The organism is Ilumatobacter sp. (assembly GCF_046290335.1).
In the GTDB taxonomy this organism is placed as follows: Bacteria; Actinomycetota; Acidimicrobiia; order Acidimicrobiales; family Ilumatobacteraceae; genus Ilumatobacter_A.
On sequence record NZ_JBKAGH010000003.1, the window covers coordinates 639843 to 664490 of the forward strand.

The following is a 24648-nucleotide window of genomic DNA, read 5'->3' on the forward strand; positions in this document are numbered from 1 at the left end:
GATCGAGTCAACGTTGATTCGATCAACGTTGATCGCGTGCGACCGACGGCGAACACTGGCTCACATGACTCAACGGATCGAAGTACCAGCCGGACTCAATGGTGTCGTCGCCGCAGACACCGCGATCGGCGCCGTCGACGGCGACCGCGGCTTCTTCCACTACGGCGCCCACGATGCGACGGAACTGGCCCGACGCCACTCGTTCGAAGACGTCTGGTTCCTCGTCCACAACGGTCGACTCCCCGACGCGGTCGAGGTCGCAGCCTTTCGCGAGCGGACCGCATCGTTGCGGCACATTCCGACCGCGCTTCACTCCGTGATCGACACGGTCGGTCGGACGGACGCGTCCATGTTGTCCAAGCTGCGCTCGGTGCTCTCGGTCGCGTCGGGTCCACTCCGACTCGACCCGGTGATCGATGTCGACCACGTCGATCGACGCGCGCAGACACTGCGGCTCGCGGCCCTCGTCCCGTCGATCCTGGCCGCGCTGCATCGAGTCGGTTCGGGCGAGCGGCCGGTCGACCCCGACCCGTCGCTCGGCCATGCTGCGTCCTACCTCCACCAGACGACCGGTGTCGTGCCGACACTCGAGGCCGCCCGTGCGGTCGAGCAGTACATGATCCTGACGATCGACCACGGCTTCAACGCGTCGACGTTCACTGCACGCGTGGTCGCATCGACCGGCGCCGATCCGATCGACGCTGTCTGTGCGGCGCTCGGCGCGCTCGCCGGTCCGTTGCACGGTGGCGCTCCGAGCCGAGCACTCGATGCACTCGACGAGATCGGCTCGGTCGACGCCGCAGCCGCGTGGGTGCGTCGCGAGGTCGCCGCGGGTCGGCGGATCATGGGATTCGGGCACGCCGTCTACCGAGCACCCGACCCGCGCTCGGCGTTGTTGCGCGAGGTCGCGGACGGCTTGGGCGGTGATCTCGTCGAGTTCGCTGCGGCCGTCGAAGCGGAGATCCTCGTCACGCTCGCCGAACTGAAGCCCGGCCGCCCGCTGCCGAGCAACGTCGAGTTCTACGCGGGGGTGGTGATGGAGACCGCCGGCCTGCCTCGTTCCATGTTCACGCCGACCTTCGCAGTCAGCCGCACGGTCGGCTGGTGCGCCCACGTCGTCGAGCAGGCGGCGGCTGGCAAGCTCATCCGCCCGTCCTCGCGCTACGTCGGCCCGCCGGTCGAGTTCGCCGAGCCCGACACGGCCGTGATCTCGGGGTGACATCGAGCGCCCACCTCGTCGGCCCGACCGTGTCGCCGGTCCGATCGCGAGATCGGTTCGATCGCGGTGGACGGTTCGATACCGGGCCGTCGAGGTGGTGGGCATACGGTTTCGCCGATGACCGCGTCGACCGTGCCGGGCTTTTCGAACCGCCAGCTCTGGTTGGTGCTCGGCACGCTGATGTTGTCGGTGTTGCTGGCCTCGATGGAGATCTCGATCATCTCCACCGCCTTGCCGACGATCGTCGGTGAGTTCCAGTCGTTCGAGAGCTTCGCCTGGGTCGGCACGGCGTACATCGTCACCTCGGCGATCGGCACCCCCATCATGGGCAAGCTCTCCGACCTCTTCGGTCGCAAACTCGTGTTCCAGTCGACGTTGGCGCTGTTCATCGTCGGTTCGCTGCTGTGCGGGTTGGCGCAGTCGATGGGACAACTCATCGCGTTCCGGGCGGTGCAGGGTCTGGGGGGCGGCGCGATCCAGGCATTGGCGTTCGCGATGCTCGGCGACATTCTTCCGCCGCGCGAGCGTGGGCGCTACATCGGCTACTTCACGCTGGCGTTCGTCGGTGCCGCGTTGCTCGGCCCGCTCGTCGGTGGGGTGATCATCGATCACTTCACCTGGCCGTGGATCTTCTTCATCAACGTGCCGCTCGGGTTGATCGCGATGGGCGTGACCCACGTGGCGCTGACGTTGCCGTTCAGTCGTCGCCGCGCGCGCATCGACTGGGCTGGCGCCGCGTTGTTGTCGATCGGCATCGCTGCGCTGATGATCGGCCTCGAGGAGGGACAGGAAGGCTGGACGCAACGGCACGTGCTCGTCTTGTTCGCCGTGGCGGGATGCGTGACGACGATGTTCCTGGCGGTCGAGCGTCGCGCCGACGAGCCGATCATTCCGTTGCGCCTCTTCTCCGATCGAGCGGTCGTCACGGCGACCGTGATCGGCATGTGTGCCGGCACCATCGCGTTCGGTGCCGGCCAGTTCCTCCCGCTGTACTTCCAGGATTCGCTGTTCGTCTCGCCGACCGAATCCGGCCTTCGGATGCTGCCGCAGATGATCGGCGTCACCGCGGGGACGTTCGGGATCGGCCGCCTCATCGCCAGGACCGGTCGGTGCAGACCGTGGCCGATCATCGGCAGCCTGATCGCGGTCGCGGGACTGCTCGTCATCTCGCAGATCTCGGGATCGACGAGCTACGCGACCCTGGTCGTCCCGATGGTCGCCATGGGCTTCGGCATGGCGTCGGTGTTCACGACCTCGTCGATCGTGGCGCAGAATGCCGTCGAGTTCCGCGATCTCGGCGTGGTCACGTCGACGATCATGTTCTTCCGATCGCTGGGCGGCTCGCTCGGGCTCGCCGTGTTCGGCACGATCCTCAACTCGACGATCCGTAGTGAGATTCCGTCGCGTCTCGACGTCGCGCCGAACGAGGCGAGCGATCTCATCCGGTCGCCCGAGGAGATCCAGGCGCTTCCGTTGATCGAACGCCAAGCCGTGATCGACAGCCTCGCGATCGGCGTCGGTCGGATCTATCTCGTGTGTGCGGGGGTGATGGCGGTGGCCTTCGTGGTAGCGCTCGTGCTCCCCGAGCGCCCGCTTCGCACGCGGGCCGGCCTGTCCGACGCGCTCGAGGAACGGTCGGCTGCCGGCTCCGCGTGACGTGCGGGTCCGCGTGACCTACGGGGCACTGCGTCATCGACTCACTTCGGGGCGTCGGCGTAGCGGAGGTACGGCTTGAACTCCTCCACGTTGTCGAAGCGCTCCTTGGCGTCGTCGGTCGAGACCGCCAACGACACGATCACGCGATCGCCGGGGCGCCAGTCGGCGGGAGTGGCGATCGGATCCTTGTCGGTTGCTTGGAGGGCATCGATGACTCGGACGATCTCGTCGAAGTTGCGCCCGACCGACTTGGGGTAGGTCAGCATCAGGCGCAGCTTGTCGTCGGGGTCGACGATGAAGACCGAGCGCACGGTCGACGTGTCGCCCTCGCCCGGATGGATCATGTCGTACAGCTCGGCGATGCGATGATCGGGATCGGCCACGATCGGGAAGTTGAGCGCCGTGCCGGTCACCTCGCCGATGTCGGGCGCCCACTCGTGGTGGTCTTCGATCGGATCGATCGAGAGCGCCATCGCCTTCGTATTGCGCTTGGCGAACTCACTGCTGAGCGCAGCGGTGCGGCCGAGCTCGGTGGTGCAGACCGGTGTGAAGTCGGCGGGGTGACTGAAGAAGACGGCCCACGCGCCCTGCTTCCAGTCGTGGAAGGAGAGCTCGCCGTCGGTGGTCATGGCGGTGAAGTCGGGGGCGGTGTCGCCCAGATGGAGTCCCATGTCGGTACCTCTTTCGTCGTGGCGGACGCCTTGTCCGCAAGTACGGACAATATACCCTAATGGGTATAGAACTCCAACGTGGCGACGCGAGGTGTCAGCGCGAAGGATGCGTTTCGTTCATGCGGACGATGACGACCACGCCGGATGCGGCGGTGAGTGTGGCGACGGCGTAGATGGCCGCCTCGATCGACACGAGGTCGGCGAGCAGGCCGGCGAGCAGCGCGCCCACGGCGAAGCCGCCGTCGCGCCAGAGCCGGTAGACGCCCACGGAGCGGGCTCGCCAGGTCGGGTGGGCGATGTCGCCGATCGCGGCGAGCAGCGTCGGGTAGACCATGGCGGTGCCGATGCCGAGCGCGACCGCACCGGCCGCCCACCACCAGAAGCCGCTGACCGTGCCCATCCACGCGAGTGCGCCCGCTTGGGTGAGCATGCCGCCGGCGATGAGTGGCTTGCGGCCGATCCGGTCCGAGAGCCCGCCGGTGTAGAGCTGGCCGAGCCCCCAGGCGGCGGGATAGAGGGCGGCGAGGATGCCGATGCGTCCGACCGACACGCCGGCAGCGGCGAAGAAGATCGGGAACAGACCCCAGGCCAGGCCGTCGTTCAGGTTGTTGACCATGCCGGCCTGCGAGCACGACGACAGCGCCCTGTCGCGAAACGAGGTGAGGCGGAAGATCTGACCGTTGGTGAGATCCCGCTGATGACGTTCGTCGGTCGTGACGTGGTTGGCGGCTTCGTGGTGAGCGTGACCGATCGTCTCCTTCACCACGAGCGTGGAGAGGCCGAGACCGAGCGCTGCGTAGGCGATGCCGAGGTAGAACGGTGCGGGACGCAGTCCCCACTCGGCCGCGATCCATCCGGTGGCGAGCGCTGTGATGGCCACCGCGCCGTACCCGGCGGCTTCGTTGAGGCCCATCGCATACCCGCGTCGCTCCGGGCCGACGAGGTCGATCTTCATGATCACCGTCGTCGACCAGGTCAACCCCTGGTTGACGCCGAGCAGTACGTTCGCGAACACGACCCACTCCCAGGTCGGAGCCCACATCAGTAGGAGCGGCACCGGCACGCCGATGATCCAGCCCGCGATCAACACCGGTTTGCGGCCGTACGTGTCCGACAGCGTTCCGGCGAAGAAGTTGGTGGCCGCCTTCACGATGCCGAACGCGGCGATGAACGTGAGCGTCGCGGTGAACTTGCTGAGCCCGAACTCGTCGGTCGCCAGCAGCGGCAGGACGGTCCGCTCCTGGCCGATCATGCCGCCGACGAGCGCGTTGACGCCGACGAGCAGGCTGAACTACGCGAGGTTCTCGCGCAATCCGAGCCGGACGGGCCCGCGCTCGGACGCTGAGGCCTCGGCAGCGCTCGAACGACGGCTCTTCAAAGACATACTTGAAGAGTAGGCCGACCAACGGCGATAAATTCAAGCAGGTCTTTGATAACGGGCGCGGAGAGTGCCACAGAGAAGGAGCACAGATGGGTGATCGGCACGCGAAGGATGCGTTGTTCGACGCGTTCGGCGAGGTGGCCAAGGCGTTGGCGAACGGTCGCCGCTCCGAACTGATCGACGTGCTCGTGCAAGGCGAACGCCATGTCGACGAACTCGCCTCCGAGATCGGCCAGAGCGTCGCGAACACGTCGTTCCATCTCCGCGTGCTGGCCACCACGGGGTTGGTGATCACGCGCCGTGAGGGCACGCGCATCTACTACCGCCTCACGTCGCCGCGCGTCGCCGAGTTGTGGGCGGCGTTGCGCGACGTCACCGCTGCCCACCACGCCAACCTGGATGACCTCGCCGCCGCCTATCTCGGCGACCGAACTCAACTCGAAGAGATCGATCGCGACGAACTCGCCGCACGAATCGCAACCGGACAGGTGGTCGTCGTCGACGTCAGGCCGACCGTCGAGTACGCAGCCGGGCACATCGTCGGCGCACGATCGATCCCGATCGATCGACTCGCCGCGAGCATCGACTCGTTGCCTCCCGACGTCGAGGTGGTCGCCTACTGCCGCGGGCCCTATTGCGTCTTTGCCGACGACGCCGTCCGCGAACTACGGCGTCGGGGACGCGCCGCCCGACGCCTCGTCGACGGATTCCCCGAGTGGCAACGGGTGGGCCTGCCGTCGCTCGTATCGTCGAGCTGATCCTGACCGGCTGAGTCGGCAACCGATCGTCAGGTGGGACGCGGTGCAGTTCGACGGTGCATCGTCGGTCGAGCCTCCTTCTCGGAGGGCCCCGTTGGTGCGCGTGACAAGATGCCTTGTCGTCGTGACAAGCTGACTTGTCACGAGTGCACGCAAGCTCCACCGAGTGACCGAACTGACGGGTCGGGAGGCGTTTCCCGCGGCGGTCGCACCCTGGGTCGTCTCGGGTCTCGCGGTCAGAGGGTGGCGACGCCGGCGTGGAGCGCTTCGAGCCCGGTGGCATTCACGCAGTAGCGCGTGCGCGGCCCTTCGATCTCGCCCACGACGAGACCCGCTTCGCGCAGGATCCGCAGGTGCTCCGACACGGTCGACTGGGCCAACGGGATCGGCAACTCGGCGACGACATTGCCAGTCGTGCACGTCGCTCGGTTGGCGAGCAGCCGGAGGATCGCGATCCGCGCCGGATGAGCGATCGCCTTGGCGAGCCCCGCGAGGGTCTCGTCGTCGGGAACTTCGACCGGTCCGTCGATGACGGGCGGGGTGACGCAAGTGCCGTCGTCGGTCGTCGACGTCATTCGTCGACTCCCGTGACCGGAGCGACCGGACTGGCCGGACTGGCCGCAGTCGCTTCATCCATCGACGGGTAATAGCGACGCCGAGCCCAGAGCGCGACGTAGACGAGTCCGACGAGCACCGGCACCTCGATGAGCGGACCCACCACACCCGCGAGCGCCTGCCCGGACGACACACCGAACACTCCGATCGCCACCGCGATCGCGAGTTCGAAGTTGTTGCCCGCCGCCGTGAACGCGATCGACGTGTTGCGCTCGTAAGGCAATCCCATCTTCAGCCCGATGGCGAACGAACTGCTCCACATGACCGCGAAGTAGATCAGCAGCGGAATCGCGATGCGAGCGACATCGAAGGGCTCGTCGGTGATCGCATCGCCCTGGAGTGCGAAGAGAATGACGATCGTGAACAGCAGGCCGTACAGTGCGACGGGGCCGATCCGAGGGAGGAACCGTGCCTCATACCACTCGGTGCCCTTGCGTCCCTCGCCGATGAGTCGCGTGAGGAATCCGGCGAGCAGCGGGATGCCCAGAAAGATGAGGACCGACTTGGTGATCTCCCAGACCGTGACGTCGATCCCATCCGAGTCGAGCCCCAGCCAATCGGGGAGCAACTCGAGGTAGAAATAGCCGAGGATCGAGTAGGCGACGATCTGGAACACCGAGTTGATCGCCACCAGGACAGCGGCGAGTTCGCGACTGCCGCAGGCGAGGTCGTTCCAGATGAGGACCATCGCGATGCAGCGGGCGAGGCCGACGATGATCAGCCCGGTCCGATACTCGGGAAGATCGGGGAGCAGGGTCCATGCCAGCGCGAACATCAACGCTGGTCCGATCAGCCAGTTGAGCACGAGTGACAAGACCAGCGATCGTCGGTCGAGCACCTGATTGATCGATCGGTACTTCACCTTGGCGAGGACCGGATACATCATCGCCAGGAGCCCGATGGCGATCGGGAGCGACACGGTGTCGATCTTGATGCGATCGAGGGTGTCGTCGAGGCCGGTGAACACCTTGCCGAGGACGACGCCGACCACCATCGCGACGCCGATCCAGATCGGGAGGAAACGGTCGAGCGTCGACAGTTGCTTCGTGACCGTCTGCGTGTCGGCGGAGTCGATGGTGCTCGTCGCGCCCGAGACGCGGTCGTTGTCGCTCATGGATTCGCCTCTCGCGATGTGTGGGACAGCGCCTGGTCGATTGCTCCGAGGGCGCTGCACGCCCTCAACCTATCGTTCTTCGACGATCAACGATGGCTTCGGCGAGGCAGCGCCGGGCCGAAGGGGAAGATCTGCGCGGTGATGTCAGCGGCGCTCCATCGCGGGGGTGACCGATGTCTCGCGTCGGAGTCCGGCATCCCTACCGTGACGTGAGGGTAGGGTCACCGGGCCGTCATCACGACGTCTGACGAGTTGCCGGGTCCCTGTGCCTTTGCAAGGTCGACCCCAACCGAAGTCCACGTCCCGAAGTCCACGTCCCGAAGTCCACGTCACGGAGTCCCATGTCATCCGATTCACCCGTCCTCGCGCCCGGCGCCCCGTCGCTCCTCGACGAATCCTCGGTCGCGAGCGCACTTCGCTCACCGAAGCGGCTGCGTGTCGAACTGCTCGCCGGGCTCGTCGTCGCGCTCGCGCTCATCCCGGAAGCGATCTCGTTCTCGATCCTCGCGGGCGTCGATCCGCAGGTCGGGCTGTTCGCCGCGTTCACCATGGCGGTGACGATCTCGATCGTCGGCGGTCGTCGAGCGATGATCTCGGGTGCCACCGGCGCGATCGCGTTGGTCGTCGCTCCGGTCGTCGAAGATCACGGGCTCGACTTCCTCATCGCAACGGTGCTCCTCGGAGGGGTGATCCAGATCGCGCTGAGCCTCGCCGGCGCAGCCAAACTGATGCGTTTCGTTCCGCGCTCGGTCATGGTCGGTTTCGTCAACGCGCTGGCGATCTTGATCTTCATGGCGCAGATTCCCGAGTTGATCGACGTTCCGGCCGTCGTCTACCCCCTCGTCGGTGTCGGTCTCGCGGTGCTGGTGTTCCTGCCGAGATTCTCGAACGCGGTGCCGGCACCGCTCGTCGTCATCGTCCTGCTCACCATCTTCACGGTCCTGTCCGGCTCCGACGTCCCGACCGTCGGCGACCAAGGCGAACTTCCGAGCAGCCTTCCCTCGTGGTTCATTCCCGACGTGCCGTTCGATCTCGAGACGCTCCGGATCATCGCCCCGTACGCGTTCGGACTCGCGATCGTCGGCCTGCTCGAGTCGCTGATGACCGCCAAGCTCGTCGACGACATCACCGACACCCACTCCGACAAGACCCGTGAAGGTTGGGGCCAAGGCGTCGCCAACGTCGTCACCGGCCTGTTCGGCGGCATGGGCGGCTGCGCCATGATCGGTCAGACGATGATCAACGTGAAGACCTCGGGTGCGCGCACCCGGATCTCCACCTTCACCGCCGGACTGTTCCTCCTCATCCTCGTCGTCGGCCTCGGCGACGTCGTCGCCCGCATCCCGATGGCGGCGCTCGTGGCCGTCATGATCATGGTGTCGGTCGGCACGATGGACTGGCACAGCGTCGACCCTCGGACGATTCGACAGATGCCGTTCAGTGCCACGGCGATCATGGGCGTCACGGTCGCGGTCACGGTCCTCACGCACAACCTGGCCTACGGCGTCATCACCGGTGTGCTCACGGCGATGGTCTTCTTCGCACGCCGCGTGTCCCACTTCACCCAGGTCGTCTGCATCGATCACCCCGACGCCGACACCTGCGTCTACGCGGTGCGCGGCGTGCTGTTCTTCGCGTCGAGCAACGACCTCGTATACCAGTTCGACTACGTGAACGATCCGAAGAACGTGATCATCGATCTCTCCGACGCGCAGATCTACGACTCGTCGACCGTGGCCGCACTCGACGCGATCGTGTTGAAATATCACAACAAGGGCAAGCACGTCGAGATCATCGGCATGAACGAACCGAGTGCGAAGTGGCACGAGCTGAGCGGCAATCTGGGCGCCGGTCACTGAGCATGTCCGACTCGAGCATGCCGGATTCGACGACCGCAGATCCCGGTACGCCGATGCTCCAGATCGGAGACGTCGCCGAAGCGGTCGGGCTGTCGTTGCGCACGATTCGCTACTACGAAGAAGCCCAGCTCGTGCCACCCAGTGACCGTTCGGCAGGTGGCTTTCGGTTGTATACCGATGCCGACGTCGATCGGCTCCGGCTGGTGAAGCAGATGAAGCCGCTCGATCTCACCATCGACGAGATGCGCCAGTTGCTGGAGGTCCGCGATCGGTTGACCGACCAGGCGACGCCCGACTCCGAACGAGGCGAGCTCGTCGAACGGTTGTCGATGTTTGCCGACCTGGCCGAGGAGCGGTGCCTGCGACTGCGCGAACAACTCGCTGCCGGTGAGGCCCTCAGCGCCACCCTGCGCACCGAAGCCGCTTCGGTCTCGGGCTCGGCGCTGTGATCATCCGGTCGCGAACCGTACGATCGGAGACATGATCAATCGCCTCATCGAACCGTCGTTCTGGAAGCAGCCCCTCAACACTCGAATGCGCGAGATCATCGACATCCGAGAGGCGGCGCCGTTCGCCGAGGTCGAGTTTCACAACGAACTGATCGGCCAGGTCGAGCGCTTCTTCGTCGCCACCCGGTACGACGATGTCGTCGCGATCAGCAAGAACGCGAAGGATTTCAGCTCGGCACAGGGTGCCATCTCCATCGCCGACCTGCCGCCTGAGGCGCTGGAGTTCTTCGGGTCGTTCATCAACATGGACAACCCTCGTCATCAGCGCCAGCGCGCGATCGTCGCCAAGACGTTCACACCGACCGACCTCGCCAAGGTGCTCGATTCGGTCGAGACCATCGCCACCGAAGTGATCGACGACTTCTGCGAGCAGGGCGAGGTCGACCTGGTCGAGGCACTGTCGCAGCCGTTCCCCCTGCTCGTCATCTGCGACATGATGGGGATCCCGCGCAGCGAGTTCGACACGGTCCTCAACGCGACCAACATCATCCTGAGTGGCGGCGACAAGGAGTTCATCGGCGACGGCGATCCGCTCACCGCGATGTTCGGTGCCGGGATCGAACTCACCGAGTTGATGAACGAACTCGCGGAGGCCCGCCGTCAGAACCCGACCGACGACCTCACGACGAAGCTCGTCCACCATGATCTCGACGGGGAGATGTTGGCACCGAGCGAGGTCGCCCCCTTCTTCATCCTGCTCGCCGTCGCCGGCAACGACACGACGCGCACGGCCATCAGCCACGGGATGAACTTGTTGTCGCAGTTCCCAGAGCAGCGAGCGATCTGGCAGGCCGATGTCGACGGTGTCAGCGCCTCGGCGGTCGAGGAGATCGTGCGCTACGCATCGCCGGTCACGTTCATGCGTCGCACGCTCACGACCGACCTGACACTGTCCGGGCACGACTTCGTCACCGGTGACAAGGTCGTGATGCTGTATGGCGCCGCCAACCGCGACCCGCGGGCCTTCGAGGACCCGGAAGTGTTCGACGTACGCCGCACTCCGAACCCGCATCTCGGCTTCGGTGGCCCCGGTCCTCACTTCTGCCTGGGCGCGAACCTGGCTCGCCGCGAGCTCGCCGTCGTGTTCCGCCAGCTCTTCGAGCGGTTGCCCGACATCGAAGTCGTCGGCGACGCAGTGCCCCTCGACGTCGCCGGGCTCCCGCTCGTCGGTGGCATCAAGCGACTCCCCGTCCGCTTCACCCCCACCCCCCGCTCCACCTGACGACAGAGTGGGTCAGACCCACTCTGTCGCTCGAGCGTGCCGGCGATCGTGAACGGCGACAGAGTGGGTCTGACCCACTCTGTCGTTCAGACGTCGAAGTGCGCGAGGTCGACGTCGTGGGTCAGTGACCAGTAGTCGACCAGGCGCCAGGGGAGCAGCGCCGTGATCCGGCCGTGCTGGTTGCGGTACCAGTTGGTCATGCCGGGGTGCGTCCAGATCAGCTCGGCGTGTTCGGCGTCGACGCGTCGGTTGTACTCGTCGTGGACGTCGCTGCGAACCTCCAACACGTCGAGGTCGCCACGCAGCATCTCCGCGATGCACGCCGAGATGTAGCGCGCCTGACACTCCGACATGAAGATGGTCGATCCGCCGTGCCCCAGCCCGGTGTTGGGGCCGAGCATGACGAACATGTTCGGGAACCCGGGCACGTTGATCCCGAGATGCGCTCGCGGATCGTCGTCGGCCCAGACGTCGGCGAGATCGGCACCGTCGCGGCCGACGACACCGAGCCGGGCCGTCATCTGCGTCGTCTGGAACCCCGTCGCTTGGATGATGACGTCATGGGCCCGCGTCGTCCCGTCGGCGGTGACCACGCCGCCCGAAACGATGCGTTCGATCGGGTCGGTGACCAGGTCGACATCGGGACGCCGCATGGTCGTGAACCATCCGTTGTCGAGCAGGATGCGTTTGCCGAACGGTGGGTATGTCGGAAGGCAACGTTCGACGAGGTCGGGTCGACCCTCGAGTTCGTCGAGCAGATGCTGCGTCATCTCGCCACGGTGCCGATCGTTGATCCGGTTCATCGACCGTTCCGGATGCTTCCACTCCGGATCGCGACGCAAGAACGGCAGCAGCCCGTCGCCGTAGCGCCAGAACATGGAGAAGCGGAACCATTCCGCATAGAACGGCACGTGCTGGAGCAGCCAGCGGCCCGACTCGGGGATCTCGCTGCCGTACCCGTCGACCGGACGAGCCCACTGCGGGCTGCGCTGATAGACGGTGAGGTGGCCGACCTCCTCGGCGATCGACGGCACGAGCTGCATCGCGGAAGCGCCAGTGCCGATCACGGCGACGTTCCTGCCGGCGAGGTCGGTGTCGTCAGGCCAGCGAGCGGTGTGGAAGGTCGTGCCGGCGTAATCGCCGAAGCCGTCGATCGCGGGTGGCTTCGGGACGTTGAGCACGCCGATCGCGCTCACGAACACCGGCACGCTGACGGTGTCGACGTTGCCGTCACGGCGTACGGCGACGTCCCAGCGGCGACGGTCCTCGTCCCACGTCGCCCCGACGACCTCGCTGCGGAACCGGATGCGATCGCGTACACCGAACTCGTCGGCGCAGCGGTGCAGATAGTCGGCGATCTCGTCGCGAGGGGAGAAGTAGCGCGACCAGTCGTAGCGGCTGCCGTGTGAGAACGAGTACGCGTGGTTGGGGGTGTCGACTCCGCAGCCGGGGTAGCGGTTGTCCCACCAGGTTCCGCCGACGTCGTCACTCTGTTCGAGGATCACGTACGGGACGTCGAGCCGGGTGAGCACGGCGCCGAGTGCCAAGCCGGACACGCCTGCGCCAACGATCGCGACCATCGGGCCGTCGAGCTCATCGGGCATCGGCGGCATCTCGACGTCACGCCCGACGAATCCGAGGTCTTCGCGCATCATCAGCGCGTACTCCTCGGCGACCTGCTCGCCGAGGCACGTGTTCATCATCTGCAGCATCAGCTCGTTGCCTGGATCGGCCATCGCGGGTTCGAACCGATCGCCGGTCAGCTCGGCGATCAGCGCTTCTCGGATCCGGGCTCTCGTCGAATCGTCGAGGCCAGCGTGGGGATCGGCGACGAGGTTGACGTCGCGCACCGGTGTGAACGGTGGGTCCAGCCAGGTCGTGTCGCCGGTGAGATGGACGAGCGACATCAGCAACACGCGGTAGTCGCCCGCTGTGTCGATCGCTGTGGCGAGCTCGTCGGCATCGATGGAACCCATGGACTCTTCTCTATCGCACCGAGGGCGTTGGTTCCGTATCGGCCCCGGCTCTTCGTACCGCGTCCGTCGGCGCCACCGCTGAGACGACCTTGACTCCAGCGGAGGTGGTGGGCGGTCGATACTGGGAGTGTGAAGGGTTGCGTCGCGTCGAACACCGCAATGCTGCTCGACCGGCCCGGTTCCGTGCGCGGCCCGCGTTGGTCAACGTTGCGACCGATCGCCGCGCTCGCGCTGATCGTGGCGGTGGCTCCGCTCGTGACGGCCTCGGTGACGGCGACCGGCCACGGAATCGAGCGCGGCGCGTCGGCGTCCGAAACGGCGGACCGCCTCGGTCGGCGCCAGATCACCCCGGCACTGCCTCCGTCGGCCCAGCCGGTCGACACCTCTCGGCCCGATCGGATCATCGGAACCGGAACCGCGGCCAGTTGCACGTCGACGGGGGTCGTCGCCGCGGTCGCAGCGGGCGGGATCATCACGTTCGACTGTGGGCCGAACCCGGTCGTGATCGAGATGCACGAGACCGCGAAGGTGGTCAACACCTCTCCCACGGTCGTCCTCGACGGGGGCGGTCTCGTCACGTTGAGCGGACGTGACACGCGCCGGATTCTCTACATGAACACGTGCGATCCCGCGCAGATCTGGACCACGCCGCACTGCCAGAACCAGGACCACCCTCGGCTCACGATCCAGAACCTGACGTTCACGCGCGGCAACGCGACCGGACAGCTCACGATCGACGGCGGCGGTGGCGGGGGAAGTGGCGGAGCCGTCTACGTCCGCGGCGGGCAGGTCCGAATTCTCGACAGCGTGTTCACCTCGAACCGATGCGACCCGACCGGACCCGACGTCGGCGGCGCCGCGCTTCGGATCCTCAGCCAGTTCGAGGGCGGTCCGGTCATCGTGGCCGGGAGCACGTTCGGCGGATCGCCGGCCTCCGGCAACGTCTGTTCGAACGGCGGCGCGATCTCGAGCATCGGGGTGTCGTGGGAGATCTACGACTCGGAGTTCAGCCACAACCGAGCGAGCGGCTCGGGAGCCAACCCGGCCCGACCCGGCACCCCCGGTGGGGGCAACGGTGGCGCGATCTACCTCGACGGCAATCGCTTCACGCTCGATCTCGTCGACAGTTCGATCAGCGACAACACGGCGAGCGAGGGTGGCCCCGCCATCTTCTTCGTCTCGAACGATCGATCCGGTGAGCTTCGGATCACCGGATCGGAGCTGCGCCGCAACACCGGTGAACGGTTCGGCACGCCCGGCTTCCCCGGCATCTTCTTCCTCGGCCGCGGCAGCCCGGTCGTCACCGCCTCGACGATTCGTTGACCCGTCGACAGCGCGAGCGCTCGATCAGCGCTGCGCGAGCGCGTCGATGGCTTGGTCGAGGTCGTCGGCGACCTGCTCGTAGAGGTCGGCGGCCTCGTGCTGGCCGACGCTGACGAAGTGTGCTTCGAGCGACAGCGCCAGGTCGTGAGCCCGAGCGTGCGCTCGTCGGTGATCGGCATCGGTCGCAGTGATCCGATCCGGATCGACGAGTTCTGCGGCGACACCGCGGGCGCCTTCCATCGCCGTCGGGCAGCACGAGCACAACATCGACCAGGCCAGGACCGCTTCGGCCGCGCTCTCCTCGACGTTGCCGGCGACGGCGGTCGACGCGGCGAGGCGTACGTGGTAGCTGAACTGTCGCGCCGCCACCGGCGACATGATCAAGGCAGGTGGAGGCTGTTCGACGAGATCCATGGGGTCAGCGTCCACGCTTCGGCCCGGCGCGAACAGAGTCGATGGTCACTGCACCGCTCGACCGGCGCGCTGGCCCAGTGCACTGGCCCTGTGCATCGAGCGGGGCGGTGCTGGCCCGTCGCAGCGGATCGGGATCCGAGATGTGTGGATCTGGGGACTTTGGCCCTGATCAGTGGCACGACGCGAGGCGCAAGATCGAGACATGCGATCGGATTGTCTGGATGGAAACGAGGCGGCAGCGCGAGTTGCGTATGCGTTGTCGGAGGTGGTGGCGATCTATCCGATCACTCCGGCGTCGCCGATGGGGGAGCATGCCGATGCGTGGTCGGCCGCAGAGCAGCCCAACCTCTGGGGAGCGGTGCCCGAGGTCGTCGAGATGCAGTCGGAAGGCGGCGCGGCCGGAACGCTCCACGGAGCGCTGCAGACCGGTGCGCTGGCGACGACGTTCACGGCGTCACAGGGCCTGCTCCTGATGCTGCCGAACATGTTCAAGATCGCGGGCGAGCTGACGCCGACCGTCGTCCACGTCGCGGCGCGTTCGCTCGCGACGCACGCGTTGTCGATCTTCGGTGATCACAGCGACGTGATGGCCGCTCGTACCACTGGCTTCGCGATGCTCTGCGCGTCGTCGGTACAAGAAGCGCACGACTTCGCAGCCGTGTCGCACGCTGCATCGCTGCGGACGCGGGTGCCGTTCCTGCACTTCTTCGACGGATTCCGGACCTCCCACGAGATCAACCGGATCGATCTGCTCGACGACGACTCGCTCCGTCTGTTGGTCCGCGAAGACGACATCACCGCGCACAAGCTGCGCCGGCTTCGACCGACCGCTCCGAGCGTGCGCGGCACGGCGCAGAACCCCGACGTGTTCTTCCAGGCGCGTGAAGCAGCGAACCGGTTCCACGATGCGGTTCCTGCAGCGGTTGCGGACGTGTTCGACGAACTCGAAGCGGTGACCGGGCGTCGCTACGGCCTCGTCGACTACCACGGCGATCCCGATGCGGAACGCGTGATCGTGTTGATGGGATCGGGGACTGGCGCGGTTGCGGAAGCGGTCGATGCGCTCGTCGCCGACGGAGCGCGCGTGGGCGTCGCGACGATTCGGCTCTTCCGGCCCTTTCCGGTGGAGGCGTTCCTCGCCGCGCTGCCCGACTCGGTTCGCTCCGTCGCCGTGCTCGATCGCACGAAGGAGCCCGGCTCGGTCGGCGAACCCCTGTTCCAAGACGTCGTCACCGCGCTCGCCGAGGCGGATCGCGATCCCGTCCGGGTGATCGGCGGCCGGTACGGCCTCGGCTCGAAGGAGTTCACCCCGGCGATGGCCAAGGCGGCGTTCGACGAACTCGCGAAGGACGCGCCGAAGCGTCGGTTCACGGTCGGCATCGTCGACGACGTCACCGGAACCAGCCTCGACGTCGACGACTCCTTCCGCGTCGAAGCCGGCGGACGCTCGGCGGTGTTCTACGCGCTCGGCTCCGATGGCACCGTGGGCGCCAACAAGGCAACGGTGAAGATCATCGGCTCGCAGCCCGACCTGTACGCCCAGGGGTACTTCGTCTACGACTCCAAGAAGTCGGGATCGATGACCGTGTCGCATCTGCGATTCGGTGACGCGCCGATCCGCTCGACCTACCTGGTGCAAGACGCCGATCTGGTCGCCTGCCATCAGTTCGGCCTGCTCGACCGGTTCGATGTCCTCGAACACGCCAAGCCCGGTGGAACGTTCCTGCTCAATGCGCCGTATCCGGCCGACGACGTGTGGTCGCATCTGCCGGAGCCGATCCGCCGCGAGATCGTCGAGCGGAACCTGCGGGTGTTCACGATCGACGCAGCGCGAATCGCCGCCGAACTCGGCATGCCGGGCCGGATCAACACCGTGATGCAGCCGTGCTTCTTCGCGCTGTCCGACGTGATGGACCAGGGGGCGGCGATCGACGCGATGAAGGAGTCGATCACGAAGTCTTACGGACGTCGAGGGCGCACGATCGTCGAGAAGAACCACGCGGCCGTCGACCGTGCCGTCGGCGAACTCGTCGAGGTCGTCGTCCCCACGTCGTACGTCGTCAGCGCTGGCGCCGGGCTCGACGCGGTGCTCGATCCGGGGCTCGACGGGTCGGCGGCGAGCTTCATCGATCGTGTCACGATGCAGTTGATCGCCGGTCGTGGGGATCTGTTGCCGGTATCGGCCATGCCGATCGACGGAACGTTCCCGACGGGTACGACCAAGCTCGAGAAGCGCAAGCTGGCGACCGAGATCCCGATCTGGGAGCCCGACCTCTGCATCGACTGCGGAAAGTGCGCGGTCGTGTGTCCGCACGCTGCGATCCGGATGAAGGCGTACCAGCCGTCGGCGCTCGGCGACGCGCCCGACGGGTTCAAGACCAAGTCGTTCCGCTCGCGTGAACTCGACGGCTTCCAGCTCACGGTGCAGGTCGCGCCCGACGACTGCACCGGCTGTGGTGTGTGCGTCGACGTGTGCCCGGCGAAGGACAAGACCCAGGTGAAGCGCAAGTCGATCAACATGGCCGATGCGCTCGACCACCGCGACCTCGAGCGCGAGCACTGGGACTTCTTCACGTCGATCCCCGAACTGGATCGCACCGCGATCTCGCACGACTCGGTCAAGAACTCGCAGTTGCTCGAGCCGCTTTTCGAGTTCTCGGGAGCGTGTGCCGGTTGTGGCGAGACGCCGTACCTGAAGCTGCTCACGCAACTCTTCGGCGACCGCCTCGTGATCGCCAACGCGACGGGCTGTTCGTCGATCTACGGCGGCAACCTCCCGACGACACCGTGGTCGACGAACGCGAACGGCCTCGGCCCAGCGTGGTCGAACTCGCTGTTCGAGGACAACGCCGAGTTCGGTCTCGGCATGCGCCTCGGTGTCGAGCACCATCAACGCGAGGCGCGGCGCTTGCTCGACGGACTCGCCGGCGATGTCGGTGCCGACCTCGTGGTGTCGCTCCTCGCGAACTCGCAGCCGACCGAAGCCGACATCGGCGTACAGCGCGAGTGCGTCGCCGATCTGCGTCAGCGGCTCGCCGTCATCGACGACACGCGCGCTCGCGCGCTCGACGCGATCGCCGACGAGCTCGTCCGTTCGAGCACGTGGATCGTCGGCGGCGACGGCTGGGCGTACGACATCGGGTTCGGTGGTGTCGACCACGTGCTCGCGAGTGGCCGCAACGTCAATCTGCTCGTGCTCGACACCGAGGTGTATTCGAACACGGGCGGGCAAGCGTCGAAGGCGACCCCCATCGGAGCGGTCGCGAAGTTCGCGTCGGCTGGCAAGGCGACAGGAAAGAAGGACCTCGGCGCGATCGCCCGACGCTACGGCAACGTGTACGTCGCGCAGATCGCGATCGGCGGGAGTGAGGTCCAGACGGTGAAGGCATTGCAGGAGGCCGACGCCTGGGACGGGCCGTCGCTGATCATCGCCTACTCGACGTGCATCGCCCACGGGATCGACATGTCGACGTCGATGTCGCACCAGAAGAACGCCGTGAAGTCGGGCTACTGGCCGCTCTACCGTTACCGGCCGACCGTCGAGGAGCACGAGCATCCGTTCCAGCTCGATTCTGCGGCGCCGAGCATCCCCGTGCGCGAGTTCGCGCTCGCCGAAGCGCGGTACGCCATGCTCGCCAGATCCGATCCGGAGCGTTCGGCGTACTTGCTCGACATGGCGCAAGCCAGCATCGACGAACGCTGGCACTACTACGAGCAGCTCGGTTCGATGGAACGGGCGGTCCCGACCGTGCCCGACCCTGGCGAGGTCGTCGCGGTCGGTATCCAGCGCCCGATCGAGCGAACGAACGACCCGGGGAGCGACACCGGGAGTGACACCGAACGGAGGAACGAACGATGACGGATCTACGCACCACCTACCTCGGCCTCGAGCTCGATTCGCCGATCGTCGCGTCGGCGGGGCCGCTCACGGGCGACGCCGACCGGATGAAGGACCTCGAACTGCACGGCGCTTCGGCGATCGTGCTGCCGTCGTTGTTCGAGGAGCAGATCGAACACGAGACCAACGAGATCGACCGGCTGTTCTCACTGCACCACGACAGCTTTGGTGAGGCGACGTCGATGCTGCCCGAGATCGACGACTACAACAGCGGTGTCGACTGCTATCTCGACCTCGTGGAGGCGGCGAAGTCGGCGGTCGACATCCCGATCATCGCCAGTCTCAACGGCACCAACATCGGTGGATGGTTGCGGTACGCGCAACTGCTGCAGGACGCAGGTGCGGATGCCATCGAACTGAACCTGTACGCCGTGGCGGCCGATCCGATCGTCTCGGGGGCGGCGCTCGAGTCGGAGCACTTCGGGCTGGTGGCGCTGCTCGCCGACGAGCTCACGATTCCGCTTGCGGTCAAGATCTCCCCGAACTACTCGTCGCTGTCGTCGTTTGTCGTCGGGTTGCAAGAGGCGGGCGCCGCAGGGGTGGTGATGTTCAACCGCTTCTACCTCCCCGACCTCGACCTGGAGACGCTCGACATCATGCCGCGTATCGCCTTGAGCACGCCGGAGGAGCTGCGGCTGCCGCTGCGTTGGACCGGAATTCTTCGCGAGCATCTGTCGATGTCGATCGCTGCATCGACGGGTGTGCACAGCGGGTACGACGTTGCCAAGTTGATCTTGGTCGGTGCCGACGTCGCCATGACGACCTCGGCGCTGCTGCGAAACGGCGCTGCGCACCTCGCGACGATCGAGGCGCAACTGCGCGACTGGATGTCGGAGCACGAGTACGAGTCGGTCACGCAGATGCGCGGTGCGGTGTCACGTGCGTCGTCTGCCGACCCGTCGGCCTACGAACGAGCGAACTACATCGGCAACCTCGCCAGCTACACCAGCAACTTCCTCGGCCGCTCGCCGATCTCCCTCCGCAACTGACCCCCAACACCTGGGGTCAGACCCCAGGTGTTGAACACCTGGGGTCAGACCCCAGGTGTTGGGGGAACGACCATCACACTCTCGGAGCACACGACATGCGACACGACGAACTCAGCGAGATGGTCCGACGGATCATCGGCGATCCGACGCTCACGTTCCATCAGCGACGCCACCACCTCGCGGCAGCGGCCGAGTCGGTGCTCGACCCTCCCGCCGTCAGCGACGCGTGTCGCGACGCGCTGGAGAAGCGGATCATCTGCAACATGTTCGAGGGCAACGCGCCCTACCGTGCTCGCTACATCCTGCCCGACTATGCGAAGGCACTCGCCGAGGGATCGCCCTCGCTCGAACTCGAACCTCCGACCGACTTCGACGACGCGTTGAACTTCTTGCTGATCCTGTATCAGCACGTTCCGTCGATCACCGGGTATCCGGTGTATCTCGGCGACCTCGACGCGCTGTTGTCGCCTTACGTCGACGATGTCAGCGACGACCACATGCGGAGCTCGTTGCGTCGGTTCTGGATCGCCCTCGACCGGATGCTGCCCGACGCGTTCGTGCACGCGAACATCGGTCCGACCGACAACCGGGTGGCGCGTACGATTCTCGATCTCGAACGAGAACTACTCCAGGTCGTTCCGAACCTGACCCTGAAGGTCGATCCGGACGTCACACCCGACGACCTCGTCCTCGACGCCGTCCGGACGGTGTTCGAGTGCGGCAAGCCGCACTTCGTCAACCATCCGATGATGGTCGGCGATCTCGGCGATCGATACGGCGTGGTGAGTTGCTACAACTCGCTCCGAGTGGGTGGCGGTGCCCACACGTTGAACCGGCTCGATCTCCACGCGGCCGCGCTGCAGCACGCCGGGCCGCTCGATCGGTTCCTCGACGAGACGCTGCCGTACTACGTCGAGCTGACCGCGGAGCTGATCGAGTCGCGCGTCCGGTTCCTCGTCGAGGAGGCGCGCTTCTTCGAGCACGAACCGCTCGCCGTCGACGGCCTGATCACGCTCGACGAGTTCGCTCCGATGTTCGGGGTGTTCGGCCTCGCCGAGGCGGTCGCCACCCTCCTCGACCATCACGCCGGGCTCGACCATCACGCCGGGCGAAGCGACGGCACCGACACCGGCGACACGCACGGCGTGTACGGCCGCGACACCGAGGCCAACGAACTCTCGTACCGGATCATCCAGGCGGTCGCCGAGCTCGTCGCAGCACGCCCGATGCCGTACTCGAACGCCAACGGAGGGCGGTGCTGGTTGCATTCCCAGTCGGGCATCGACACCGACTCGGGAACGACCGCTGGCACCCGCGTGGCGATCGGGACGGAGCCGCCGATGTGGGAGCACATCGATGCGGTCGCCCCGCACCATCGCTACTTCGCGTCGGGCGTGTCCGACATCTTTCACGTCGAGGACACGGCACGACGGAACCCCGAGGCCCTGGTCGACATCATTCGCGGCGCCTTTCGTCGCGGGATGCGTGACTTCACGTTCAACCTCACCACGAACGGATTCGTGCGGATCACCGGATACCTCGTGCGAGTGTCCGATCTCGAGTGCTTCGCGGAGTCGGGGGCGCGTCACGGCAGCACGACCTTCGCGGCCGGTTCGATGCACCACGGCGATGTGACGAAGCGAGCGATCAAGAGAGTCGGTGTGCGTGAGCGATCGCCGTCCCGCTGACGACGGCGGTCCCGTCGAGTTGGTCGCCGTGCCCGCCCGCGTCCCCGTGTCTGCCCCTGTGTCCGCCACTGTGCGCGCCCGGGTGCGCGACGCCACGCTCGGACATCTGAACGAGTGTCTCCCGTTCAGCATGGTCGATGGTCCGGGCAACCGGTTCGTGCTGTTCCTGCAGGGCTGCAACTTCGACTGCATCGCGTGTCACAACCCGTACACGATCAACTCGTGCTCGGGGTGTGGGTTGTGCGTCGACGCGTGCCCGACCGGCGCACTGCTGGTCAACGCCGGCGCGCCGCCCCGTCTCGATCCGGCGCGGTGCACCGACTGCGACGCGTGCATCGACGTGTGCGTCGAGAGCAGCACCCCACTGAGCACGTACGTGTCCGTCGAGCAGGTGATCGAGCAGATCCGGACGGTCGCGCCGTTCCTCTCCGGCGTCACGGTGTCGGGTGGCGAGTCGACCCAGCAGCCGGCGTTCGTGCGGGCGCTCTTCGAAGCGATCAGATCGGACGCCGAACTCGCGCACCTGACGACGTTCGTCGACACCAACGGCTCGGCGCCTCGCTCCGTCTGGGACGAACTGGCTCCGGTCACCGACGGCGTCATGGTCGACCTGAAGGCGCTCGACCCCGTGACACATCTGCAGATGACGGGGGTCGGTAACGAGGCGGTACTCGAGTCGATCCGGCATCTCGCGTCGATCGGACTCCTGCACGAGGTCCGACTGTTGATCGTGCCCGGCTTCAACGACGACACCGAGACGATCGCCCGAACCGGAGCATGGCTGGCCGAGGTCGCTCCGCGGACGCCGGTGAAGGTCATCGGCTTCCGTCGCCACGGCACCCGGCCGGAAGCGGCCGATCTCGCCGAGCCGTCAGCCGAGCAGTTGGCCCGACTCGCCGAGATCGTGCGCGCCGCCGGTCTCCCCGACGTCACCGTCATCTGATCCGCAAGGCGTATCGGTTTGTCTCAGGAGCGTCAGCGGATAGGGCGGTAGTTGGTGTTGCGGTGGTCGATGAGTCGTGCGGTGATGAGGAACACGGTTGCGAGGCAGAGGGCGGCGTGGCGGTGTGTTGCTCGGCGGTCGGTGTTGCGTTGGATTTGGCCGTAGTTGGTGAACCAGGAGTGGGTGCGTTCAGCGACCCAGCGGCGCCCGAATCCGACGAGTTGGATGCGGCCCTGACCTGGCTGGTTTCGTGGGATCACGTTCACGTCGCCGATCGTGTAGTCGGCGAGTCTGTCGGGGAGTGATTTGTAGCCGAATCCTCGGTCGAGGTGCAGGGTGCCGATCCGTGCGGTGACGGGATGTGCGGTGATCGCGTTGAGGGTGGGTTGCAACAGTCGGTAGTCCTGGCGGTTTGCGCCGTCGATGACCCAGCCGATCGGGATGCCGTCGGCGTCGACGCCGGCGCACCACTTCCAGCCCAGACGACCGTGGGTTTTCGGGCCTGCAGCGGTTCCTTCACCCCCGCACGGGGCAAAGTGTTCGCTGCCGTCGATGGTGACATGGGTCGGGTCCAGACCGATGATTCGGTCGTACGCGGCCAGTGCTTGCTCGAGCAGTTGATCGAACACCCCGGCGTCGATCCACTCGTCGCGACGGGACCGCAGGGTGGTGTCGGACACGGTGTAGCCCATCAAGAACTCGACGGTCTCCCACGATGCGCCCGTCACGAGACGAATCAACAGACCCCGCAAACAGACCAGGTCGTCGATACGGGGCCGATGACAACCCAACGGATGTTCGGGCCGGTCCGGGAGCAAGCCTCGGATCGTTTCGAACACCGCATCGTGGACTTCAGAATCGAGCGCGCGCATCATATGGGTGACCTCCCCGGTCGGTTAGTTGGGTCGCACTCGGTATGAAAACCGAGCCAACCCACCGACCGGTGGATGGTCACCTATCCGCGCGACCTCCAGAGACAAACCGATACGCCCGGGTTGCGGGGTTCGCGCGAAGGGACCTTGGGCCCTGACGGGCTCGGGCTCGATTCGTGATCATGAACCTCAGAGATCGCAGGGAGCGGTCCAGGGAGCGAAAGGGCTCATCATGAGAAAGCGACTGATCAAGCTCGGCTACGTACTCGCCGTGATCGGATTGGTGTTCGTCGTCGCCGGTGGCGTCGCCTACACGAAGGTGCAGGCCGGGTACGACTCACTGCAGGCATTCAGCGAAGCGCAGAACGTCGAACTCAGCTACAACGAAGACGGTCAGCTGATCGACCGTGGCACGACCGAAGGCGCCGATGCGATCCTGCAGATGCTGAAGGACGACTGGCAGTACCCGGTCGTCGAGGGCGACCTCGACCCGAGCGACCCGCTCGTCAACACCGGCACCGAGTACATGTACCAGATGGCGACCGTCGTCCATCACGTCCTCGCCGGCACCCACGAGGTGACGCTCGCCGAAGACGTCGAGTACAACGGTGAGACCTTCGCCGCCGGCACCTATGAGGTCGCCGTCGACGGCAAGTACTGGACCGGCTTCGATCGCCAGCACCCGCTGGAAGGTCCCGCACGTGAGATGGCGTGGACCGGCACGGTGCACGGCCTCGTCGGAGAACTGGGCGTCGGAACCGTCACCCACTCCACGCTGCAGATGGGACTCGGACTCGCCGCACTCCTCGCCGGCCTCGGTCTGATCTTCATGATGACCGGCGGTGGAATGGTCTGGGCCGCCAAGGGCAAGGACGAGAACGAGGTCACGATCCCCGACACGGTGCCGGATGCCTTCCACACCGAGCCGGTGATCGAGAAGCAGATGGTCTGACCCATTCCACGAGATCTCTCCGAGATCCACACTCCGGCGGCCCCCTCCCGATTCGGGAGGGGGCCGCTGGCGTTTTCGGGTCGCACTACCCTGGGCGACACCTATGGCCGAGAACCTCACCACCGCGACGGACGTCGACCCGTACGAGTTCATCGCGGGCATCGAGCACCCGACGCGACGCGCCGACGCGCTTGCGCTCGTCGAGCTGATGGCGCGGGTGACCGGTTGGACACCGACGATGTGGGGTCCGACGATGATCGGGTTCGGCCACTACCGGTACCAGTACGACTCCGGTCATCGCGGCGAGTACTTCGTCACCGGATTCTCGCCGCGCAAGGCGCATCAGGTCGTCTACGTGATGTCTGGACTCGAGCGTCTGGAGGCGCAACTCGCCGAGCTCGGCAAACACCGTTCGTCGAAGAGTTGCCTCTACATCAACAAGCTCGTCGACGTCGACCTCGCCGTCCTCGAGGCGATCGTCGCCGACGGTGTCGCGGAGATGGCCCGCATGTACGAGTTCGTCGAGGGTTGACCTGGCCATCAGGCCATGAACGACTCCGTGCGCGCCGGACGACGCGGCCGGATAACC

At 66.2% G+C, this 24648-nt stretch carries 20 protein-coding genes; 13 read left to right on the plus strand and 7 right to left on the minus strand.

The features are described 5' to 3' along the window. The first annotated feature begins 64 nt into the window (after positions 1 to 64). Positions 65 to 1219, plus strand: a complete 1155-nt coding sequence (locus ACE37B_RS15520; RefSeq protein ID WP_409924231.1) for a citrate/2-methylcitrate synthase — start codon at positions 65 to 67, stop codon at positions 1217 to 1219. A 117-nt stretch (positions 1220 to 1336) separates the two neighbouring features. Continuing rightward, on the plus strand, positions 1337 to 2875 hold the full coding sequence (locus tag ACE37B_RS15525; RefSeq protein ID WP_409924232.1) for an MDR family MFS transporter: 1539 nt from the start codon (positions 1337 to 1339) through the stop codon (positions 2873 to 2875). Between the two features lie 41 nt (positions 2876 to 2916). Here the strand turns inward: ACE37B_RS15525 and ACE37B_RS15530 are convergent, their stop codons facing one another. Next, positions 2917 to 3546: a peroxiredoxin gene (locus ACE37B_RS15530; protein ID WP_409924233.1), complete on the minus strand. Its 630-nt coding sequence runs from the start codon at positions 3544 to 3546 to the stop codon at positions 2917 to 2919. A gap of 94 nt (positions 3547 to 3640) precedes the next feature. Next, entirely contained in the window at positions 3641 to 4798 is a 1158-nt protein-coding gene (locus ACE37B_RS15535) for an MFS transporter (protein ID WP_409924234.1), read from the minus strand. A 218-nt stretch (positions 4799 to 5016) separates the two neighbouring features. Here ACE37B_RS15535 and ACE37B_RS15540 point away from each other — a divergent pair, with 218 nt between their 5' ends. After that, positions 5017 to 5685 (plus strand): ArsR/SmtB family transcription factor, encoded by a 669-nt coding sequence (locus ACE37B_RS15540; RefSeq protein WP_409924235.1) that lies wholly within the window; start codon positions 5017 to 5019, stop codon positions 5683 to 5685. Between the two features lie 236 nt (positions 5686 to 5921). Here ACE37B_RS15540 and ACE37B_RS15545 read toward each other — a convergent pair whose 3' ends face one another. Together ACE37B_RS15545 and arsB are read right to left on the minus strand one after the other, a co-directional pair. Beyond that, positions 5922 to 6260, minus strand: a complete 339-nt coding sequence (locus tag ACE37B_RS15545) for an ArsR/SmtB family transcription factor (RefSeq protein WP_409924236.1) — start codon at positions 6258 to 6260, stop codon at positions 5922 to 5924. After that, on the minus strand, positions 6257 to 7414 hold the full coding sequence (gene arsB / locus ACE37B_RS15550) for an ACR3 family arsenite efflux transporter (protein ID WP_409924237.1): 1158 nt from the start codon (positions 7412 to 7414) through the stop codon (positions 6257 to 6259). The genes ACE37B_RS15545 and arsB overlap by 4 nt, the downstream gene beginning before the upstream one ends. 341 nt (positions 7415 to 7755) lie before the next feature. Here arsB and ACE37B_RS15555 point away from each other — a divergent pair, with 341 nt between their 5' ends. From ACE37B_RS15555 to ACE37B_RS15565, 3 genes are read left to right on the plus strand one after another with little or no spacing between them, the layout of a single operon-like run. Next, positions 7756 to 9273, plus strand: coding sequence for a SulP family inorganic anion transporter (locus ACE37B_RS15555; protein WP_409924238.1), 1518 nt, complete (start codon positions 7756 to 7758; stop codon positions 9271 to 9273). 2 nt (positions 9274 to 9275) lie between these two features. Then, positions 9276 to 9722 carry a MerR family transcriptional regulator gene (locus ACE37B_RS15560; RefSeq protein WP_409924239.1) on the plus strand — a complete coding sequence of 149 codons (447 nt, stop codon included), beginning with the start codon at positions 9276 to 9278 and terminating at the stop codon, positions 9720 to 9722. Positions 9723 to 9753: 31 nt separating this feature from the next. Then, complete coding sequence (locus ACE37B_RS15565; protein WP_409924240.1) at positions 9754 to 11004, plus strand: cytochrome P450; 1251 nt, start codon at positions 9754 to 9756, stop codon at positions 11002 to 11004. An 86-nt stretch (positions 11005 to 11090) separates the two neighbouring features. Here the strand turns inward: ACE37B_RS15565 and ACE37B_RS15570 are convergent, their stop codons facing one another. Next, positions 11091 to 12980: a flavin-containing monooxygenase gene (locus tag ACE37B_RS15570; protein ID WP_409924241.1), complete on the minus strand. Its 1890-nt coding sequence runs from the start codon at positions 12978 to 12980 to the stop codon at positions 11091 to 11093. Positions 12981 to 13109: 129 nt separating this feature from the next. Between ACE37B_RS15570 and ACE37B_RS15575 the strand changes: the two genes are divergently transcribed. Next, positions 13110 to 14303, plus strand: a complete 1194-nt coding sequence (locus ACE37B_RS15575) for a hypothetical protein (RefSeq protein ID WP_409924242.1) — start codon at positions 13110 to 13112, stop codon at positions 14301 to 14303. 24 nt (positions 14304 to 14327) lie between these two features. Here ACE37B_RS15575 and ACE37B_RS15580 read toward each other — a convergent pair whose 3' ends face one another. Next, positions 14328 to 14717, minus strand: coding sequence for a hypothetical protein (locus ACE37B_RS15580; RefSeq protein WP_409924243.1), 390 nt, complete (start codon positions 14715 to 14717; stop codon positions 14328 to 14330). A 202-nt stretch (positions 14718 to 14919) separates the two neighbouring features. Between ACE37B_RS15580 and nifJ the strand changes: the two genes are divergently transcribed. The 4 genes from nifJ to ACE37B_RS15600 all read left to right on the plus strand — a co-directional run bounded on the left by nifJ (position 14920) and on the right by ACE37B_RS15600 (position 22235). Next, entirely contained in the window at positions 14920 to 18576 is a 3657-nt protein-coding gene (gene nifJ / locus ACE37B_RS15585) for a pyruvate:ferredoxin (flavodoxin) oxidoreductase (protein WP_409924244.1), read from the plus strand. After that, complete coding sequence (locus ACE37B_RS15590) at positions 18573 to 19604, plus strand: dihydroorotate dehydrogenase-like protein (RefSeq protein WP_409924245.1); 1032 nt, start codon at positions 18573 to 18575, stop codon at positions 19602 to 19604. Before nifJ ends, ACE37B_RS15590 begins: the two co-directional genes overlap by 4 nt. A 95-nt stretch (positions 19605 to 19699) precedes the next feature. After that, positions 19700 to 21292: a YjjI family glycine radical enzyme gene (locus ACE37B_RS15595; protein ID WP_409924246.1), complete on the plus strand. Its 1593-nt coding sequence runs from the start codon at positions 19700 to 19702 to the stop codon at positions 21290 to 21292. After that, entirely contained in the window at positions 21270 to 22235 is a 966-nt protein-coding gene (locus ACE37B_RS15600; protein WP_409924247.1) for a YjjW family glycine radical enzyme activase, read from the plus strand. The genes ACE37B_RS15595 and ACE37B_RS15600 overlap by 23 nt, the downstream gene beginning before the upstream one ends. Before the next feature lie 32 nt (positions 22236 to 22267). Here ACE37B_RS15600 and ACE37B_RS15605 read toward each other — a convergent pair whose 3' ends face one another. After that, positions 22268 to 23110 (minus strand): IS5 family transposase, encoded by an 843-nt coding sequence (locus ACE37B_RS15605; RefSeq protein WP_409921328.1) that lies wholly within the window; start codon positions 23108 to 23110, stop codon positions 22268 to 22270. A gap of 229 nt (positions 23111 to 23339) precedes the next feature. Here ACE37B_RS15605 and ACE37B_RS15610 point away from each other — a divergent pair, with 229 nt between their 5' ends. Further along, positions 23340 to 24059, plus strand: coding sequence for a hypothetical protein (locus ACE37B_RS15610; protein WP_409924248.1), 720 nt, complete (start codon positions 23340 to 23342; stop codon positions 24057 to 24059). A gap of 103 nt (positions 24060 to 24162) precedes the next feature. After that, the gene (locus tag ACE37B_RS15615; protein ID WP_409924249.1) at positions 24163 to 24591 is read left to right on the plus strand and encodes a DUF1801 domain-containing protein; all 429 of its coding nucleotides are present in this window, start codon (positions 24163 to 24165) and stop codon (positions 24589 to 24591) included. The last annotated feature ends 57 nt before the right edge of the window (positions 24592 to 24648 follow it).